The 20,179-nt window shown below is 48.4% G+C and carries 13 protein-coding genes; 10 read left to right on the plus strand and 3 right to left on the minus strand.

The genetic code is table 11. From position 1 onward, the window contains the following. The first annotated feature begins 107 nt into the window (after window positions 1–107). On the plus strand, window positions 108–3,116 hold the full coding sequence (locus tag HB364_RS24030; RefSeq protein ID WP_167290875.1) for a ligand-binding sensor domain-containing protein: 3,009 nt from the start codon (window positions 108–110) through the stop codon (window positions 3,114–3,116). Here HB364_RS24030 and HB364_RS24035 read toward each other — a convergent pair whose 3' ends face one another. From HB364_RS24035 to HB364_RS24045, 3 genes are all read right to left on the minus strand, one after another. Beyond that, the gene (locus HB364_RS24035) at window positions 3,117–3,746 is read right to left on the minus strand and encodes a response regulator (protein ID WP_167290876.1); all 630 of its coding nucleotides are present in this window, start codon (window positions 3,744–3,746) and stop codon (window positions 3,117–3,119) included. 445 nt (window positions 3,747–4,191) lie between these two features. After that, entirely contained in the window at window positions 4,192–6,015 is a 1,824-nt protein-coding gene (locus HB364_RS33420; protein WP_167290877.1) for a T9SS type A sorting domain-containing protein, read from the minus strand. A gap of 151 nt (window positions 6,016–6,166) precedes the next feature. Then, window positions 6,167–8,140 (minus strand): M1 family metallopeptidase, encoded by a 1,974-nt coding sequence (locus tag HB364_RS24045; RefSeq protein WP_167290878.1) that lies wholly within the window; start codon window positions 8,138–8,140, stop codon window positions 6,167–6,169. 461 nt (window positions 8,141–8,601) lie between these two features. On the opposite strand from HB364_RS24045, the gene HB364_RS24050 reads away from it, so the two are divergent. From HB364_RS24050 to HB364_RS24090, 9 genes are all read left to right on the plus strand, one after another. Further along, entirely contained in the window at window positions 8,602–8,931 is a 330-nt protein-coding gene (locus tag HB364_RS24050; protein ID WP_167290879.1) for a hypothetical protein, read from the plus strand. A gap of 161 nt (window positions 8,932–9,092) precedes the next feature. Further along, window positions 9,093–10,175, plus strand: a complete 1,083-nt coding sequence (locus HB364_RS24055; protein WP_167290880.1) for an efflux RND transporter periplasmic adaptor subunit — start codon at window positions 9,093–9,095, stop codon at window positions 10,173–10,175. Between the two features lie 24 nt (window positions 10,176–10,199). Continuing rightward, window positions 10,200–13,367, plus strand: a complete 3,168-nt coding sequence (locus HB364_RS24060; protein WP_167290881.1) for an efflux RND transporter permease subunit — start codon at window positions 10,200–10,202, stop codon at window positions 13,365–13,367. Next, on the plus strand, window positions 13,360–14,796 hold the full coding sequence (locus tag HB364_RS24065) for a TolC family protein (RefSeq protein WP_167290882.1): 1,437 nt from the start codon (window positions 13,360–13,362) through the stop codon (window positions 14,794–14,796). The genes HB364_RS24060 and HB364_RS24065 overlap by 8 nt, the downstream gene beginning before the upstream one ends. Before the next feature lie 239 nt (window positions 14,797–15,035). After that, window positions 15,036–16,136 carry an RICIN domain-containing protein gene (locus HB364_RS24070; RefSeq protein WP_167290883.1) on the plus strand — a complete coding sequence of 367 codons (1,101 nt, stop codon included), beginning with the start codon at window positions 15,036–15,038 and terminating at the stop codon, window positions 16,134–16,136. Window positions 16,137–16,293: 157 nt separating this feature from the next. Beyond that, window positions 16,294–16,779, plus strand: a complete 486-nt coding sequence (locus tag HB364_RS24075) for a hypothetical protein (RefSeq protein ID WP_167290884.1) — start codon at window positions 16,294–16,296, stop codon at window positions 16,777–16,779. Between the two features lie 471 nt (window positions 16,780–17,250). After that, complete coding sequence (locus HB364_RS24080) at window positions 17,251–19,422, plus strand: transthyretin-like family protein (protein ID WP_167290885.1); 2,172 nt, start codon at window positions 17,251–17,253, stop codon at window positions 19,420–19,422. A gap of 78 nt (window positions 19,423–19,500) precedes the next feature. After that, window positions 19,501–19,821: a DUF1360 domain-containing protein gene (locus tag HB364_RS24085; RefSeq protein ID WP_167290886.1), complete on the plus strand. Its 321-nt coding sequence runs from the start codon at window positions 19,501–19,503 to the stop codon at window positions 19,819–19,821. A 31-nt stretch (window positions 19,822–19,852) separates the two neighbouring features. Continuing rightward, window positions 19,853–20,107 (plus strand): hypothetical protein, encoded by a 255-nt coding sequence (locus HB364_RS24090; protein ID WP_167290887.1) that lies wholly within the window; start codon window positions 19,853–19,855, stop codon window positions 20,105–20,107. The last annotated feature ends 72 nt before the right edge of the window (window positions 20,108–20,179 follow it).

Consider the following 20,179-nt stretch of genomic DNA (forward strand, 5'->3'; position numbering starts at 1 on the left):
TTAAATTTTCACCATAGACCAAAGCTGTCTATTTGACAATTATCATCAATTGAAATATTAAATTATTATTACTTTGCTCCAGATATAACCAACTAAACACCTGCCTTTTGCGATCGATCCTACAATTCTTCGCTTGTCTATTACTGTTTCCGTCATCAAAAGGACAAACAGACCTTCGTGGATATAGCGTTATCAATTATAATAGCGATAACGCCCTGCCCCAAAACAGTATCAATGACATGGCCTTCGACAGCAATGGCTTTCTGTGGCTGGCAACCGAAATGGGCATGGTTCGTTTCGACGGAAAGAATTTCCGGGAATACAATATGGCTAATTCACCTGCCTTATATACCAACAGGTGTTTCCTGGTCAATGAAGTGAAGGGAAAGATAGTATTAGGACCTGGTTTTTCCGGCCACCGGATGCTAACAGTAACAGATGATTACCGTTTACAGGAAGACAGCCTTCTTTCTGCCAATCCTTATCAATGTAACCGGTGGAGCAATTGCCTGTTTTATTATGACCACATCTTTAAAAAATGGGGGCATGATTCTACCGCCTTCAAAGGACTGTTGCAAAGTCTGGACTTTAATGGCGACCTGGTTACGGTAAATGAACGACAGGCTTATGTAAGAAAAGATTCGAGCTGTTATTACCTTAATGACCATATAGCCGGTGTTGATCTGCTGACCGAAGTTGAGGGCCATGCACTAAAGATCCTGTTCATGGTAGGAGACATTTTCTTCTATGTTGACAGGCAGAATCGCATTTACGCTTATAAGGAGGGCCGCTGGCAAAAAAAAATCGGTTGCAGTGATAGGCTCAGGGAAATCTTCGGCCAGGCCGAATCAGGGGCGTACCCAAGTCAGTATACGGTAAATGCCATCAGGGATAGCAGCCATACATTTCTTATTTATAAAGGAAATATCCTGCTACTGAATGTACGGAACGGAGTCCTGGACTTCGAAGTACTGGCCTCCAATACTTCCATCAGAAATATCAACTGCCTGATATATGACGAGGTATACCGCACGCTATATATAGGCACGGCCACCAGCGGATTATATATTCTCAAAAAACACCAGTTCAGGCGGCTTTTTTTTACCAGCGATCACTATGCCGTCAATAGCTTGTATGCGCAGGTAGAAGTATCAGATGGCAGCATCCTCACTTCATCCGGCGTCCTGAACCGGAATAGTGAGATAAATGTCGCTACCCCGGGTTTGTACGACCGGCCCGCCCTGCTGCGATCGTCTGACGGTTATATCTGGTACTCTAACTATGACTCCTTTAAAAGGATTGACACCAGCCTGCACAATCCTGTTACCATTCAATACCTCGGGGGCTGGCTGATGGCGATCATCGAAGCCAGCAATAAAGACATCCTGTACTGCACATTGCATAAGTTATTCCGCCGGAGGGGAAAGGAGGTCATCACTTTACTGGATACACCTGCATTGATGCAGGGCGCGGATATACAGGTGATCCGTGAAATGCACCCCAATGAATTATGGATCGGCACTTCATCGGGATTATTTTCATATGATCTCGTAAAGGGTACGCTTCGCCGTTTAGCATTACAGGATGCTTCTGTAAGGGCTATCTACAAAGCGAAGGATGGAAGCGTGTGGATCGGCACTTACGGGCAGGGTTTCTATAAGTATAACAGAGGACGTTACCTCAAAATGCCCATAGATCCCAGGAACAACCTGGCCACCATTCATTGTTTCATGGAAGACAGACAGGGGAATTTCTGGCTGCCCACGAATAAAGGCCTGTACAGGGTGGCAAAAAAAGAACTGGATAGCTACGCAGCCGGCAATAATGAGAACGTCTTTTATTATTATTTCGACAAGTCATCCGGGTATACCACGAATGAATTCAATGGTGGCTGCACGCCCTGTGGTATTGTTATGCGCAATGGCCATTTTTCCCTTCCCTCCCTCGACGGGCTGATACAATTCAACCCCGACAGCATATCTATTGAGCCGCCTGACCATCCCATATTTATAGACCGGGTCATCACAGACGACAGGAAGGTTTCCTCCGGTGATCATTTTGAACAGCAGCAGGACTCCGGCCCATTGGTCTTTGCGATCGCCTCCCCTTATTTTGGCAATCCGGTCAACCTGCACCTGGAGTATTCTATACCGCAACTGGACAATAAATGGCGCCCAGTGAATGACGACGGGAAACTGGTGCTGACAGGTCTGGGTAAAGGCAATTATACGCTCATCATCCGGAAGCAGGAGTATTACGGGCGGTATAGCTATAAGACAACCGGGTGGACCATACTCCCCTACTGGTATGAGACGATCTGGTTCCGGCTCCTTGTGGCACTGGCAGCTACTGGTATCCTTTCTTTTATTTTTTGGCTCCGTTACGCCCGCCAGGTAAAAAGGGCAGAGCTGCTCGAATACAAGGTAGCAGAAAGGACGCAGGCACTGTCTGCAACCAACCAGGTAAAAGAAAAGATGATTGCCGTTATCCTGCACGACCTGCGTTCACCACTTCGCTTCCTGAATATGCTGGCCGTTCATATTTATGATAATAATCAAAAGGCTTCCCGTCCGGAGTTGGCCGACATGCTGTTGAAGTTCCGGAATGCGACCAATGACCTGAATGAATTTACGCAGGATTTCATGACCTGGGCCAATGCACAGAAAGAGGGGTTTGTTATAAACCAGGAAACTATCGTTCTTCGTGAGATCGCCGGCGGTATTGTTTCCTTGTATGAGCCGGGGGCTGATATGCGCAACAATACCATACTCAACCTGGTCCCTCCTGCTATTACGCTGGTTTCAGATCCCAATATATTAAAGCTGATCATCCGCAACCTTACAGATAATGCCAACAAATACACCCTGAATGGGGAAATACGGATCGAAGCCATGCAGGATGCTTCTGCCGTGCACATTATTATCACCGATACCGGCAAAAGCATGGAAAAGGAGTTGATAGCGGGACTCCTTAACAATACCTATCAGCCGGATAATAACGATCATGGGTTTGGCTATAAGATCATACTGGAATTATTAGCCAAAATACAGGGGAAGCTGGCCATAGATGCCCGCGAAACAGGCAACAGGATAACACTGACTTTCAGGACAGCTTAATCAGGCTATATCAAACCGCTTTACCATCCTGGTCAGTTCTATTACATTGCTGACTTTCAACTTTTGCAGAATGTTGGCCTTGTGCGTACTAACGGTAGAGATATGGATGGATAATATATCGCCGATCTCCGACACATTTTTCCCCTCCACCAGGTGCGTCATGACTTCGAGTTCACGGGCAGACAAGCTTTCAAACAAACTGCCGGCAGCCCCTTCCAGCGCATCACGGTTAATGATTTCCTGCAGTTTGGAACTCATGTATTTCCTGTTGTTCATGACGCTGGCAATAGCCTTGCGGATCTCAGCATTATCAGCTTCTTTATTAAGGAATCCCATGGCCCCCAATTGCAGGTATTTTTTAGCATAGATCTCCTCGCTGCTCATGGTAAGGATCAACACTTTCAGTTTCGGCTGATGGGTGAATATGTTTTTCAACAAACTGACCGAGTCGGTACCAGGCATGTTAATGTCCATTATAACGAGGTCGTATGGGGTAGATTGGATATGCTCCCAGGCGCTGTTGCCATCGTAGCACTCATCTATCTGTACATTTAAATATTCCGCTTTTATAAGAACACTGACCCCTGTTCTTACGATCGTGTGATCATCGGCGATTAATATCCTTTTCAATAAGTTAGGCTTTGGAGTTAGGAGAAAACGGTTGCTATCAATAGTAATATTACAATAATAGCAAATGTTTTTGAAGGAAAAGTACGAAACCGGTATCGTAATGAAGATATTCAACCGTTTAGCCGGTTTCACCGTTTTATTCCTATTCATTTTTCCAATTAATTCTACCTCATTTCCGGCAACAAATCACATACTTGCGCACAGAACATGTAATTGCCCTATAATTATACTTATTTGCCAGTTACACTTTTACAAATAAGAATAATGCATTACACCATCCCTAACCTTATGAACTTATTAATTACCCTGGTAAGCCTTATCCTGCATATGTCCGTTTAAAATCCAATATCACGCTCTGGTGTGATATTAAAAGTCCAAAGGCCCGTTGTATACGGGCCTTTGCTTTTATCTGGTCAGGATGGGTCAAGGCTTATTAGTCAGCCGCTTAGTGCCGGATGACCAACTTCGTACTTTCATAATTCGTTCCATCTCCCAGCTTCAACAGGTACATACCACCAGGTAATGCGTGCAAATCATGCAAATAAATGGTGTTCTTACCCTTGCGCGCCTGGTACTGCATGGAGAAAACAGTATTTCCCTGCAAACTCACCAATTGGACAGTCAGCTTCGTAGGGTGCGCTGCCAAAAAGCGTATACTGGCATCGGTATCAATAGGATTAGGTGTTACCGTTATCCGTTTGTCGTTCGCCACAGCCGTCAAAGCCGGAACCGGTGAGGGTGTAGTGGCAAGTATCGTACAGGTGAGCGGAAATGCCGGCGTCGCGACAACCTGCAGAATGCCTGCATTACCGCCAGTGGCTCCAAACGTGGCAGGCGCAATACCCTGCGTAGTGCCGGCAGCGCCGCCCGTCACCGAACTGGAAGCGTTGAGGGAGGCAGTGCTGTAAATAACACCACCACTGCCACCACCGCCGGGGCCATGCGGAGAGCCTCCTCCTGTGTTACTGGCCCCATTGCTCCCATTGGCATTTACAGTAACACCGCCAAGGCCACTCCCTGCAACGATCAATACGCTGCCGCCGGCGCCTCCCCCACCTCCACCATCATTTAACAGGGTCGTGTTAGGGGCTGCCCCATTAGCCGTAATAGTACCGGTCCCGAATATACTGCCGGCCCGGACTATAACGATTCCACCCCCGGGAGCGCCGCTGCTGGCCAAACCAAGGTTGGGGGTACCTGTACCACCATCGGTACTGCCTGCGCCACCACCGCCGCCCATCACCAGCCGTGTGGGACTTACCTCCGCAAATGCGGCGCCTCCCAGTCCGCCGGAAAAGAGTTGCGAAGACCAACTTCTGCCGCCTCCGCCCCCAATGCCGCCATTGCCACCACCACCGCCACCGGCATTATTGCTATTACTATTCGGATTGCCGTCGGTGGCTCCTCCTCCTGCATTACCCGGTGCGCCGCGTTGCCGGCAACCGTTCGGGTAACCTTCCAGTGCAGCCGTCAGATCTACCAGCGTGGTATTGCCGCTGGCGAAGAGATAACGGGGTGTTCCCGCGATCCCTTCTCCCTTGGTAGCGCAGGTATTCAAAGTGGAAGCCACCCTATAATCTGTAGCTGCGCCCCCGTTATTGGGATTACTATGTCTGAGTCCCCCTCCCCCACGAAATCCCCGGCCGGTAGCATTGATCAATTGCCCGTTCATATTAAGGACATTAACAGCGCACAGCAGTACAACGCCGCCCGTTGTTCCATTCCAGGCAGGAGCGGTTACAGTGCCTGTTAACGTAATATTATAATATACCGGCACGCGGATAACCTGGTAACGATATTGCCCATCGGCGCCATAATTCGAATTCTGGTAACTGTTTGTCAACCCCGATTGAAGGGTAAGCGTACCACCGCCTATACCAACAGCGTTGGTGGCCACTGCATATTCCATATTACCCGCCCTCAGCGATGCGTTGTTCCTATAGCCACGCCCAACACCGGTGCCACTGCCATAGTTAGCATTGTTGTTGGTAAATATCTGCGCTCCCTGCATTTGTATAATTAATACAATATCCGATGCGCTGATGGGGACAGTGCCGTAGGTAGCCGCCCCCAGTGTAATGCTGGTGCTCCCCGCAGATGCCACTGCGGTTGTGCCAGGATAGTACGTATTGGGAAAGGAGCTGATCGATGTAGCTACCGCAGGCGGGCAACTCTGTGCGCGTAAGATTTCACCAGGCAACAAGATAGCGGTTAGCAGCGCAGCAAATAAATAGATATTTGCATGCCCCGGGCGTACAAGTGGCTTCATAATATATTGGGATTTTCAATTATGAGCCAAAATAAATGATCTGCACTACCCTTTCGGGACATTGTATGTCAATGATCCCTTTATTGTATCTGAAGAGGGAAAACTCAATGATAAAGGTCCAGCCTGAAGTGGAAGCAAAAACAGTAAATCCCTACGGCTGCTTCCAATTGTTATTGCTCCTGTTATGGTCGGGAAATACATTGTCAGGATCTATTGTTACACTGGAAACAGGCTCCCTAATACCTGTTTTAAAAACATACCGGTAATCATATTGCCAGATCTCCACCGGGAATGTATGCCGTGTTTTCTTACCGCTTACAGTAGAGATTTCAACAACCAGTGGCATAGCTGCTTTTTCCAGGTTCTCAATAATGATCTCAGCGGCTTTGGATGCATCATACCGCACTGCAGCAACAGCCTGATCGAGCTTGTAATTTTCCATAAATGCCTCCTTCCAGAACCAGGTAAGGTCTTCGCCGGTAGCGCTGTTCATGCAGCGGAAAAAATCCCAGGGCGTGGGATGTTTAAAAGCCCATTGCCGGATGTAATGACGAAACGCATAATCGAATCGCTCTCCCCCTACAATATGGTTTCTCAGCAAACCAAGCAGGTAAGCTACTTTCAGGTATTGTGAGGAAAGGATCATATCTCCTTTTATCGCATCCGGCCTGGTAAGCATCGGCACTGCACTGTCGGCAAAATAAGCGGCCGCCGGTGGCGCCAAAGGAGCATATCCTGCAAACTCACCCTGGTTAAAATCCTCGCAGGCCAGGTAATCAATAAACATGTTGAACCCTTCATCCATCCAGGCGTACTTGCGTTCATTGCTGCCAACGATCATTGGGAACCAGGTATGTCCCAGTTCATGGTTTACTACACGCCAATAATCATTGCCGGTATCTTTGGCAGAACAAAATACAATACCGGGATATTCCATGCCATCCAGGTTGGAGGCAACATTGACCGCACAGGGATAAGGATAGGGATACCACTTTTTAGAAAAATACTCGATGGTATATTTGATATACTCCGATGATCTGTCCCAGCTTCCCGGCAGTTTGGAAGCTACGGGATATAAAGAAATCCCGAATGCTTTTTTCCCGCCGGGCAGGTTGATGCGAATACCTTCCCATACAAAAGCTTTTGAAGCGGTCCAGGCAAAATCACGGCTATCTTTGATCCGGAATTTCCAGGTACAGGTGGGCCGTGATGGTCTTGAAGCTGCACTCGTAACTTCTTCAGGCGTACGGATAAATACTTTGGTATCGCTGTTCTGGGCCTGTTGCCAGCGCTTTAACTGAAGGGGCGTTAATACGGCTGCCGGATTTAATAATTCACCGGAGGCCGATACAATGTAAGCAGACGGCAAGGTAATGTTGACGTTAAAATCGCCATACTCCAGGTAAAATTCGCCATTACCCAGGTAAGGCAGGGTATTCCAACCTTCTACATCATCCAATACACAAAGACGGGGATACCACTGTGCCATGGAATAAATATTCCCGTTTGGGGTGGGCATGATATCTGTTCTGTTCACATTAAAGTCGGCATTGTAGAAAAAGCGGGGAATGATATAGCTGTATACGATCTTAATGCTGATGGTACCTCCGGCAGCCAATGGCTGCGATAACCGCAATTGCAGCCGGGTATCATCCACCAGGTAGTCGGCATTCACCGTATCTGCTTTATTTTCCTTTTGGGGAATCAATTGAATGGCCTTAATAGCAAATCCACCTTCGAAAGTTTTCCCCAGTTTGGCGTTATTACTGTCCAGGAAAAGCTTTGCATCCAGCCCTTTTGAATGCGGCTTAAATACGTTCTGATCCAATTGCAGCCATAGGTAAGACAAGGAACGGGGACTATGATTGGTATAAGTAATGGTCTCAGTACCATGAATAATATTGCGCTCATCATCCAACAGGGCATCGATGGTATAGTTACAACGGTTTTGCCAGTAAGCCGGTCCGGGCTCGCCATGAGCGGTACGGTACATATTGCCGGCCGGCAAAACAGGCAGGGCAGGGAAAAGGTCCTGTGGATTGTAGGCAGAAGTTCTTTCGCTAAACTGAGCGGTTACGGAAATGTGGATGATTACCAGGAAAAAGAGTCCTATACCCTGTCTCATAAGCAACTGATTTGGATAAAATTAAATATACTAAAAGTCCAAAACTCTCAAAAAAGTTATAGAGCTCCTATAGAGCTTTTACAGAGCAACTATAGAGGTCTTATAGAGCTTGTCTTCCAGGGATGCTCCGGGGAACAGCCGGAGGCAATGGTAGGGTGAAGGTAGGCAGCCGTATGTTAACCGCGTTAACAAGTCATTTACAAAAGCAGGCTACCACCTTTTCACCTTTACTACTAATTTTACTACGCTTGCCATAGGATACAGATCATCCATTGAATGTTTCAACAATGTGGCAGGAGAAAACGATGCCTTTCCATTTAAAAAGAAAGGCTTTATTTTTTTTAGCGGCATTGATAGACTGTTATCATTTCTGAGGCCAGATGATGAGTTTTTTAATCAGATTTATTTTATCGCTGTGTTTTCTCTTCTGGGGAGGATATGCGCCTGCAAATCAGGGGCATTTGGGCTATTCCCGTAAAAGAATAGCACACAGCTCCGTACATGCCAGCTATTCCCGCCAGCTAGGCGGTGAAGTCACGGTGAGTAAGGCCGGGTCTTCAGATACCGGCAATAAGACCAATGAGATCATCATTGCTGTAGAAATTGAGGAAGATGACGAATCAGCATCCTCCAAAAAACAGGGAGGCACCAGTCATTATCCTATCTCCTATTTATACGCCCCGGAGCCGGGAGGCGATTATTGCAACGGCTGCAACCGCTTACCCTTCTGTGAACACTTCTCGAGAACCTCTTCTTATAAATTTATCCTGCACCGGGTAATCAGGATATGATGTTATATTCCCCGGCAGGCAACCGGAAGTTGCCTGACTTTTCTGCCATTCATTTTTTACGGTTTGGCCTCCATGGCACTTAGCTACAGGAGTCAGGTGTTGTACGCACCATTCAAAAAAGAATTATCAACCAACCCAGGGATAAGCCCCCATTAATTATTATGAAGAGAATTTTCATGCTCATGGGCTTGTGTGCTTTATTGTGTCATACAAGCTGCAAACCCAAGGAAGAAAAGAAAGAAGAAGCCACCAAATTTCTGGTTACCGGCCCCTTGAAGATGGACACCACCGTCACCAATCATTACGTGTGCCAGATACGGTCCATACGCAATATTGAACTGCGGGCCCAGGAAAAAGGTTACCTGGAGAATATTTATGTAGACGAAGGCCAGTTTGTAAAGAAAGGACAACTCCTGTTCAAGATCATGCCTAAGATCTATGAGGCTGAGCTGCAGAAAGCACAGGCGGAAGTGAACGCCGCAGAGATTGAAGTGCAGAATACCCAACCCCTGGCGGAGAAAAACATCGTGTCGAAAAATGAACTGGCCATGGCGCAGGCCAAGCTCGGCAAAGCAAAAGCTGAATTGGAACTGGCCAAAGTGCACCTGGAGTTTACGAATATAAGAGCCCCCTTTGATGGACTGGTAGACCGCCTCCATTTAAAGCTGGGCAGCCTTGTAGAAGAAGGTGAATTGCTCACCAGCCTGAGTGACAACAGCCAGATGTGGGTGTATTTCAATGTTTCCGAACCTGAATACCTCGACTTCCAGGCCCAGGCCAAAACAAAAGGGAAGCTGGCAGTAAACCTGTTAATGGCCAATAATGAAGTGTTCAAACATCCCGGTGTGGTGGAGACTATTGAAAGTGAGTTTAACAATGAAACCGGCAATATTGCCTTCAGGGCCACCTTTCCCAACCAGGAAGGATTGTTAAGGCATGGAGAAACCGGTAATATACTCCTGAAAGAGCAGTTTAAAGATGCCCTGATCATTCCGCAGAAAGCAACGCTTGAGATCATGGACAAGAAGTATGTGTATATCGTAGATAAAAACAACGTAGTGAAGTTAACGCCCATTACCATTGGCGCTGAAATGCCGGACTTATATGTAATCAAAGAAGGTATAGCTGAAAACGATAAGATATTGCTGGAAGGCATACGGAAAGTAAAGAACAATGATAAGATAGCTTTTGATTTCGAAGAGCCACAGTCGGTAATCACGCATTTAAAGTTGCCAACAGAATAATCCAAGTACCCAAAAAAGCAAGCGATGTTTAATATATTCATGAAACGGCCGGTCTTTGCGATAGTCATATCGGTTATGATTATCTTCATGGGCGTACTGGCCATTAACACCCTGCCCACCTCGCAGTTCCCTTCTATTGCGCCGCCCAGGGTGATCGTTAGTGTATCTTATCCCGGCGCCAGTGCTGATGTGCTGGTTAAGTCTGTGCTCATTCCGATGGAGAAAGCCGTTAACGGTGTGCCGGGTATGAAGTATATGACCTCTGACGCCACGAGTGCCGGCGAGGCCAATATACAGGTGGTTTTTGATCTTGGTACCGATCCCAACCAGGCCGTGGTAAACGTTAAGAACCGCATTGAGCAGGTAACAAACAGGTTGCCTGTACTGGTACAGCGTGAAGGTATCATCGTTAATATCTTACAGCCCAACATGCTGATGTATGTTAACGTGTATAGTAAAGATCCCAAAGCAGATGAAAAGTTTCTCTACAACTATGCCAACGTTAATATTTTAAATGAATTAAAACGGGTAACCGGTGTAGGTAACGCCCAGATCCTCGGTAGCCGGCAATATGCCATGCGGGTATGGCTGAAGCCCGACCGGATGCGTGCCTACAATGTATCTACAGACGAAGTGATGGAAGCGCTGGGCAGTCAAAGTATTATTGGTTCACCCGGCAGGTTGGGCAGAAGTGATGGTAAACGTTCAGAAGCGCTGGAATATGTGTTGACCTACCAGGGAAGGTATAACCAGCCGGAGCAATATAAGGATGTCATTATCCGCGCCAACTCCAACGGCGAAATGCTTCACCTGAAAGATGTAGCCGATGTGGAGCTGGGCAGTGAATATTATGATATTTATTCCAACCTCAACGGCCACCCTTCGGCAGCGATCGTATTGAAGCAAACGTATGGTAGTAATGCCAGTGATGTAATTAAAAGTCTCAAAGCAAAACTGGATGAGATCAAGGCCAGTTCTTTTCCTCCGGGCATGGATTACGAGATCAGTTATGACGTGTCTACCTTCCTGGATGCTTCTATTGAAAAGGTAGTGCATACACTGGGAGAGGCCTTCATACTGGTGGCCATCGTGGTATTCCTGTTCCTGGGCGACTGGCGCTCTACCCTTATCCCCACACTGGCCGTTCCGGTATCGCTGATAGGCTCCTTCTTTTTCATGCAGCTTTTCGGACTGAACATTAACCTCATCACTTTGTTCGCGCTGGTGCTGGCCATTGGTATCGTGGTAGACAATGCGATCGTGGTGATCGAGGCCGTACACGCCAAGATGCATGAAGAGAACCTCTCGCCGTACCAGGCTACTTATAAAGTGGTGCATGAGATCAGTGGCGCCATTGTGGCCATCACGTTCGTAATGACAGCGGTGTTTATCCCCGTTGCCTTTATGTCGGGCCCGGTAGGTATATTCTACAGGCAGTTCTCCATTACCATGGCCACGGCCATCGTACTGTCTGGCGTGGTAGCGTTGACCCTTACGCCGGTGCTCTGCGCCATCTTATTGAAGAATACACATGGAAAACCTAAGAAAAAGACACCGATCGATAAATTCCTTGACGCCTTCAACAGGGGCTTCGAAAAACTGACGGGCAGGTATGCAGGACTGTTAAAGCTGATTGCCAACCGCCGGTTGATCACTTTCGGCATGTTGCTGGCTTTTGGTTTCGGCATATTCGGCATTGGCAAAACGCTGCCCGCCGGCTTTATTCCCAACGAAGACCAGGGCATGATCTACGCCATCATCCAAACGCCTCCCGGCTCTACACTGGAAAGGACCAATCATTTGGCCCGGGAAGTGCAGGAGATAGCGGAGCATGTAGAAGGCATTCAATCTGTTTCCGCACTGGCAGGTTACGAGGTGTTAACGGAGGGCCGGGGTTCCAATGCCGGTACCTGTTTGATCAACCTGAAAAACTGGTCAGCGCGTAAGCACTCGGTAAATGAGATCATCCATGAACTGGAAGAAAAGACCAGGGAAATTCCCGGGGCAACGATCGAGTTCTTCGGACCTCCGGCCGTACCGGGTTACGGTGCTGCAGGCGGTTTCGCATTACGCCTCCTGGATAAGACAAACAGCGATGATTTCAAGGACATGGAAAAGGTGAACGATGATTTTATGGCAGCGTTGCGGGAACGTAAAGAGCTGACGGGCTTATTCACTTTTTTCAGTGCCAATTATCCTCAATACGAACTGGAGATAGACAACCAGGCAGCCATGCAAAAAGGCGTGTCCATTGGTAAAGCGATGGACAACCTGTCGGTGCTGATAGGCAGTAGCTATGAACTTGGTTTCATCCGGTTCGGTACTTATTTCAAAGTATTCGTTCAGGCATCCCCCGAATACAGGGCGCTGCCAGACGACCTGCTGAAGTTGTATGTAAAGAGTGAGCATGATGAGATGGTCCCTTATTCAGCGTTCATGAAGATCAAAAAGTCGCATGGATTAAATGAGATCACCCGGTACAATATGTACAACTCATCTGCTATCAGGGGCGAGCCTGCTCCGGGTTATAGCAGTGGTGAAGCCATCAAAGTGATCCAGGAGGTGGCAGAGAAAACACTGCCACGTGGTTATGCCATCGACTGGGAAGGTCTTTCCAAAGATGAAGCAGGACGTGGTAATGAAGCAATCGTTATTTTCCTGATCGTATTAGGGTTTGTGTACCTGATCCTGGCGGCACAATACGAAAGCTTCCTGCTGCCATTTGCGGTAATCCTTTCCCTGCCTGCAGGCGTTTTCGGATCGTTCTTATTGATCAAGGCCATGGGATTGGCCAATGATATTTATGCCCAGGTGGGGCTGGTAATGCTCGTGGGCCTGTTGGGTAAGAATGCCGTACTGATCGTGGAGTTTGCCGTTCAGAAACACCGGTCAGGCTCTACCGTACTGGAAGCCGCGATAGAAGGCGCCAAGGTGCGTTTCCGTCCGATCCTGATGACCTCCCTCGCCTTTATCGCCGGCCTGATCCCGCTGCTTTTCGCTACGGGCCCGGGCGCCATTGGTAACCGTACCATCGGCTCGTCCTCTGCAGGTGGTATGTTGCTCGGAACAGTATTCGGGGTGATCGTCATTCCGGGGTTGTACTACGTCTTCGGCAAAATGGCAGAAAAGCGGAAGCTCATTAAAGATGAAGAAGAAAATCCCTTAACAGAAGAAATTGACCACAATGTTTAGAAACAGATTATACAAGTATATAGGGATAAGCTGCATGGCCCTGGCCTATACAGCTTGCCAGGTTCCCGTGCTGGTTGGGAAAACGGAGAACAAAACAGTGCCTGCAGGTTATACCAGCTCACCCGATTCCACCAACTCAGCAACGGTGCAGTGGCGGTCCTATTTTACCGATCCCAGCCTGGTAGCCCTGATTGATACGGCTTTGAAAAATAACCAGGAACTCAATATCACGTTACAGGAAATTGAGGTTGCCCGGAATGAAATAAGGGCCCGGAAAGGAGAGTATTTACCCTTTGTAGGTGTAAAGGGGGCTGCCGGATTTGAAAAGGTAGGCAGGTACACCAGCCGGGGCGCCAGTGAAGCCAATATTGAAATTAAGCCGGGCAAAGAAACGCCGGACCCACTACCGGATTTCCTGTTGGGCGCCTACGCTACCTGGGAAGTGGATATCTGGCACAAGCTGCACAATGCAAAGAAAGCAGCCGTAAGCAGGTATTTGGCTACCGTGGAAGGCAGGAACTTCGTGGTGACTACCCTGATTGCCGAGATCGCTAATGCATACTATGAATTACTGGCGCTCGATAATCAACTGGAGATTGTAAAGCAGAATATTGAGATCCAGACGAATGCCCTGGAGATCGTAAAGGCGCAGAAAGAAGCTACGCGGGTTACGGAACTGGCGGTGCGTAAGTTTGAAGCCGAAGTACTCAATACCAGGAGCCTTCAGTATGACATTCAGCAAAGGATCACGGAAACCGAGAACAGGATCAATTTCCTGCTGGGACGGTATCCGCAACCTGTTGCCAGGAATGTGCAGGCTTTTAACAATGCGATGCCCGGCGCCATTCATGCCGGTCTTCCATCACAGTTACTGGCTAATCGTCCCGATATTAAACGGGCCGAACTGGAACTGGCGGCCGCGAGACTGGATATACAGGTGGCCAAAGCGCAGTTTTATCCTTCTTTAGGTATTTCAGCGTCCATCGGTTACCAGGCATTCAATCCGGCCTACCTGTTAAGAACGCCTCAATCCCTATTGTATTCCCTGGCGGGGGAATTAGTGGCGCCGCTGGTGAATAAGAATGCGATCAAGGCTACGTATTTCAATGCCAATGCGAAGCAGATACAGGCTGCTTACCATTACGAACGTACCATCCTGAACGCATACGTGGAAGTGGCCAACCAGTTGGCAAAGATCAATAACCTGGAAAAGAGTTATGACCTGAAATCGAAGCAGGTGGAGGCGCTGACCCAGTCCATTACTATTTCAAATGACCTTTTCAAATCGGCACGGGCAGATTATATGGAAGTGCTGATGACACAACGCGATGCGCTGGAATCGAAGTTTGAACTGATCGAAACCAAAAAGCAGCAGATGAATGCCATGGTGAACATTTACCAGGCATTGGGTGGAGGATGGAATCAGTAAAGTAATTGTTGTCTGTGTAATTATCAAAGGGTGCCAACAGTCAGCGGCACCCTTTTTTTTATTGTCATTTCTCAAAATGCCCCCCTTATTCTACCAATCAGACCTCGGTGTTGTGATTCGTTCCCCGGTAACTTCAGCTAACAGGTGACCGCTTCCAAAGAAGCAGGTCAGGCATGCCCTGTTCTACCCAACCAGGACGTGTAGCATGCGCATGTCCGGTCAATTAAATTAAACCTTTTATGGAAATCAGATCCACTATCTCACGCTTTTCAGGGTTACTGTTAGCAGGCGCCCTGTTATTTTCTGCAAGCTGTAAAAAAGAAGCGCCTGTTGCGCAGGAAGAAGCCGCAGTAAAAGAAGAAGTTCCGGGAAAAGTAAAGGGCGGTTCTCTGGCGGCCGCTAAAGTGCCCGCTACAGAACCATTGCAAACGGCCTCCAATGGCACCTTCCTCATTGTGAACCGCAAGAGCGGCAAACTGCTGGATGTGGCAGCGGGCAACACAGCCAATGGCGCCAATATCCTGCAGTGGGGCGGCAACGGCGGCACCAATCAACGATGGACGCTTACCCAGCTCTCCGGCGGGTACTACTCCATTATCGGTGTACCAAGCGGAAGAGCACTGGAAGTAGTGAACGCAGGAACGGCTGATGGAGATGATGTAAGCATCTACGACTACTCCGGCGCCAACAACCAGCAATGGCAATTTATTAGTATCGGTAGCGGGTACTATCGCATCGTGAACAGGAACAGCGGTAAGGACCTGGATGTAGCCGGACAATCCGTAGACGATGGCGCCAATGTTGCCCAATGGGGTTATTGGGGCGGGGAAAACCAGCAATGGGCTTTGCTGAAGGTTACTTTCAACGGACAATTATCGTGGACACTTACCAGTACCGGTGTGCCATCGGATGTGCAGACCCGGATTACCAACGCGATGAACGATGCGGTTGCCCGCTATAATGCCGGCGCCGATTGGCCTGCCCGTACACTGACCGTTGAATATAATACAGGGGTGGCCACTGCTGATGGCAGCACCAATGGCAATATCCGCTTTGGCCCCAATGCCAGCTACCAGGCGGTACGCACTGCTATGCATGAAATAGCCCATACGTATGGTGTTGGTTTATCTTCCGGATGGACTGCCAATATCTCGGGCGGAAATTTTGTCGGCACCAATGCAGTGGATGTAATAAAGACTTTTGATGGAGCGAGTGCTGTTATTAGCACCGGCGGCGGTCATTTCTGGCCTTATGGATTGAACTATGATAATGAATGGTCATCGGCCAACGCTTACCGGCATGTAAAGATCATCTGGGCCATGCGGGCGGATGGCATGTGATCAGGTGACAAATAATGATATTAAAAGGAAGGGAGCTTCATTGAAAAGCTCCCTTCTTTCATTATGGGGTACGCTCTCCTCATTTTTAGCAAGGATTTTGCATATAGAAAGGTATTGCTTCTCTAATGCAGCAATGCCCCTTTAAAATCAATTATTTATGAAAAAGATCGCCCTTATTGCTCTTTGCCTCACCACTACCCTTGCCTCGATGGCCCAGTTAAAAGTGAAAGTAACCTGTCCTGCCTTTGATGTGGATATCCTGGATGGAAAGGTAAATGGTCTGAAGGCCACCGTTACCGCCCATGACTTAAAAAGCAAGTTTCCCTGTTTTACCAGCACTACGAATGACAGCGCCAAATGTGGCGAAGGCGTGTATTATAAGGATAAAGATATTTCGTTCTATACAGGACGGGATTATGTAGAGATCGGCGAGAAGTACAAAGGCAAGATCAGCCTTCCCCTGATCGGGGCCAGCCGCAATAGCTTATTCAAATGGCTCGGCAACCCGCTCATGAAAGACGATACCTGGGAGGCTTTTCAAACAGCTTATGGCATACTGATATTACATTATAATAAAGCGAAGAAGGTGCGGCTGATCCAGTTCAGCACCCAAAGTACCAGTACAATAAAGCTGTGTGAATAAAAGCTGACAGTGATGCAGCACTATATTTAAAAAGGAACCCGGTGATTAAGCCGGGTTTCTTTTTTATTTTACTACGAGGTCCTATTTGTTGTTGGAGTAACTGGGGATATTTATTTTTTACCCTTTTGTTTCCTTCTGCCCGCAACCACACGTCCAATAGCCATACACGACTGAATGTGGGAAGCTATCTGCTGGTACTTACCAGTAACCTTCTCCGGACTTTACCGCCTCTTAAGCGCTCCATGATTAGTCACGACTGTGTTCTCCGCTCTAATGAAAAGTACCTGTCCTTTCATTTTCCCCGATCCATGCCCTGTAATGGATATCCCTGCATTGATTTGGCCTGACCAGTAGCTGGTAGCTATTGGTGACATAGTTGCACGCCCTGATGCGTCCGGCTGTTTCACCTGCAACTACCCTTGTGTCCAACGTTTTTTAAACAAACCCTTAATAACAAAGGAGGATACTACTATGAGTAAAGCGATTAACGGGCGTTACGCCATTGAAATACCGCTCGACGCGTCGTCGGTAGAAGACTTTAAACCCGACAAAGGCGTCAAGGTATTGGTCAAAGACAAAAAAGGAGCTATCCAATCGCAGGTAGCTAAATTAGATGGAAAGGGGCAGGGCGCCGCCACTTTCAGCTTTAGCGAGCATCCCGGCGCCTTACAGGTGGTGGTAGGTCCGGAAGATGCTACCGACCAGGAGATACAGGGATTACAGACGATCAGTTTCGCCGTATCTGCCCGCCAGTGGGTAGGCAAAGAGCGATTACAGCTCAGGCCCATTCTTATCTCCGCTTATTATTGGTGGTGGTGGTGGCGCTGGTGCCGCACTTTTACGATCACCGGCCGTGTGATCTGCGCCGATGGCAGTCCGGTACCGGGCGCCAAGGTATGCGCTTATGATGTAGACAGGTGGTGGATCTGGAGCAGCATACAACAGGTAGGCAATTGCGAGACTACCGATATTAATGGCGCATTTACTATAAAATTCCGCTGGTGCTGCGGCTGGTGGCCCTGGTGGTGGTGGAGGTACCGTACCTGGAATATTAACCCCTTACTGACGGACCGCATTAATACAGTACTTCAACAGGCGCCCAATGTAAGGTTGCAGCCATTGACCAGCAGTCAGCCCGGCTTATCCGCCTTCAAAGGATTGCTGGCTGAAGAAGGGCTGGACCTGGATAAACCGCTGACCGCAACCGATGCCGATAAGCTGGAGATAGTACGCACCCAATTGGTGAAGAAGTTGCCTGTTTCAGCAGAACTGGCGCAATTGCGCATCTGGCCCTGGTGGCCCTGGCGTCCCTGGTGGGATTGCACACCCGATATTATTTTCAAGGTTACCCAGGATTGTATCACGCCCGGCACCGTGATCGTAGATGAAGATGTATCAGATACCCGCTGGGATATTCCCAATCCGCTGAATGTAACCCTGATCGCCAATGAGAAAGCCTGTTGCCGGCCCATCTGTCCTCCCGGACAAGTATGCGATGAAGGAGAATGTTTGCTCATCACACAGGTATGCGGCGATCCCATTAATGAAATAGGCGGTAACCTGGGAGCACCCGCTGCCCCTGCAGGATACCTGCGCCCCGGTGGCGTAGTTCCCGGCAGCACCACGTATAATGGCGACCGGCCTTATGCTGATACGGTCACCATTACCAAGAATACGGGCGATATGATTGGTGTAGATTATTATGAAGTGGAGTTTTTCAACGGAGCAACCTGGGGCCCCGTACCACCGGGCGCTGCAGTAAGTTTCTCACGCCGGTGGATGTTGTTACCGGGCGCTACGACCGGAGATGAACCATTCCCGTTTGTTACTATGCCGGATGCAGCATCTGTTCCACACACCGTCGTAGAAAGCCGTGAGCATTTTGAAAATACCCATTATGGGGATTGGTGGCCAGGTTCCGGCTTCCGGTTCTGGATCGTGAACGAGACACTATTGTTGCCGCTTGACAGTACAAAGTTTGCAGACGGTACTTATCAATTCCGGGTAGTAGGCTGGCAGTTGGGTGGAAGCGGTGAACTGATTAACCCGAAGGTAATACCTGTTTGTGGCACAGAAAAAGACAATAACCTGGTGCTCACCTTTGATAACCGCGTGGTAACAGCAGTGGGCCATGACCCAAGCCATAACTGCGGAGGTGGCATACACACCTGTACGCTGGAGCCCGACACCCATATCAGTGAAGTACGCATCAATGGTGTAAAGGTGAATCCATGCGATACGGTGAATGCACAGGATGGTATACTGGAGATTGATTTCCTGGCGAATGATCCGGACAAGCACCTGGGCGGTTATTCGCTGGTGGCTACTTATGGACTGAGCAGCGTAGTGAACCTGCTGGACCAGCCCAGTTCATCCGTTACACCGCTGGTGGCTGGTATTCAAACCGGCTGGAATGCAGGCGATGCAAATGGTACGTATGGCGTAGCCCTTTCGCAGGGAGCAACTGCACCTCATTGGGGCGGTGGTAAATACACGTTAAGGATCAATGTGACAGAGGCATTCCCGATACCCTGTTGTTATCAATTCGAGCTCAGGGCCTGGAAGCGAACAGTTGTCGGTTGCTACCATGGATATGCGCATAACAACCTGACTGAGTATTCAATTGGCGTTGGTATCTGCTGATCATCCATGCTTAGTGTTGGAGTTGCCATAGAGGCAACTCCAACACTATCCTAATGCAGGCATTGCATTTATACTACTATGAATATAGATTGGTTTTATTTCATTGTATCAGCCCTGGTCGTTTGGCGGCTGACCCATTTACTGGCCAAAGAGGATGGGCCATTTGACATGATCTTTCTCCTGCGCAAGCAAGCGGGCAAGGGATTTTTTGGCAAGCTGCTGGATTGTTTTTATTGCGTGAGTATATGGGTAGCGCTGCCTTTCGGCATCTGGCTGGGCCCGCGCTGGTGGGAGAAGATATTACTATGGTTGGCCTTATCGGGCGCCGCCTGCCTGCTGGAACAGGCTACCACCAAAGGAAACAACAACAATAATACAGCCACCTGGCATGAAGATTAATCAACCCTTTCAACAATAATTGTTACCCATCATGTGTAATTGTGGCAATAAAAGAACGGAGTATGCACAACAAGCTACGCCGGGTACGCCCAGGCAGGCATTGAAGCTTCCTGTACAAACGTACAACTACGCAAGTTTTGAATACACCGGCAAGACAGCCCTGACAGTTACCGGTAATGTTACCGGACGGCAATACCGTTTTCAGGCAACCGGCGCCAGGCAGGATATTGATTACCGGGATATTGCGGGTATTGTGGGCATCCCGGTGCTGAGAAGAATTAAATAAGCAAGCCTCTCCATTTTTGCCTTATCTGAAAACAGACCCCGGGGTTCTGTTTTCAGATAAGGCATTTTTTGA

It is taken from the genome of Paraflavitalea devenefica (assembly GCF_011759375.1).
Lineage (GTDB): Bacteria > Bacteroidota > Bacteroidia > Chitinophagales > Chitinophagaceae > Paraflavitalea > Paraflavitalea devenefica.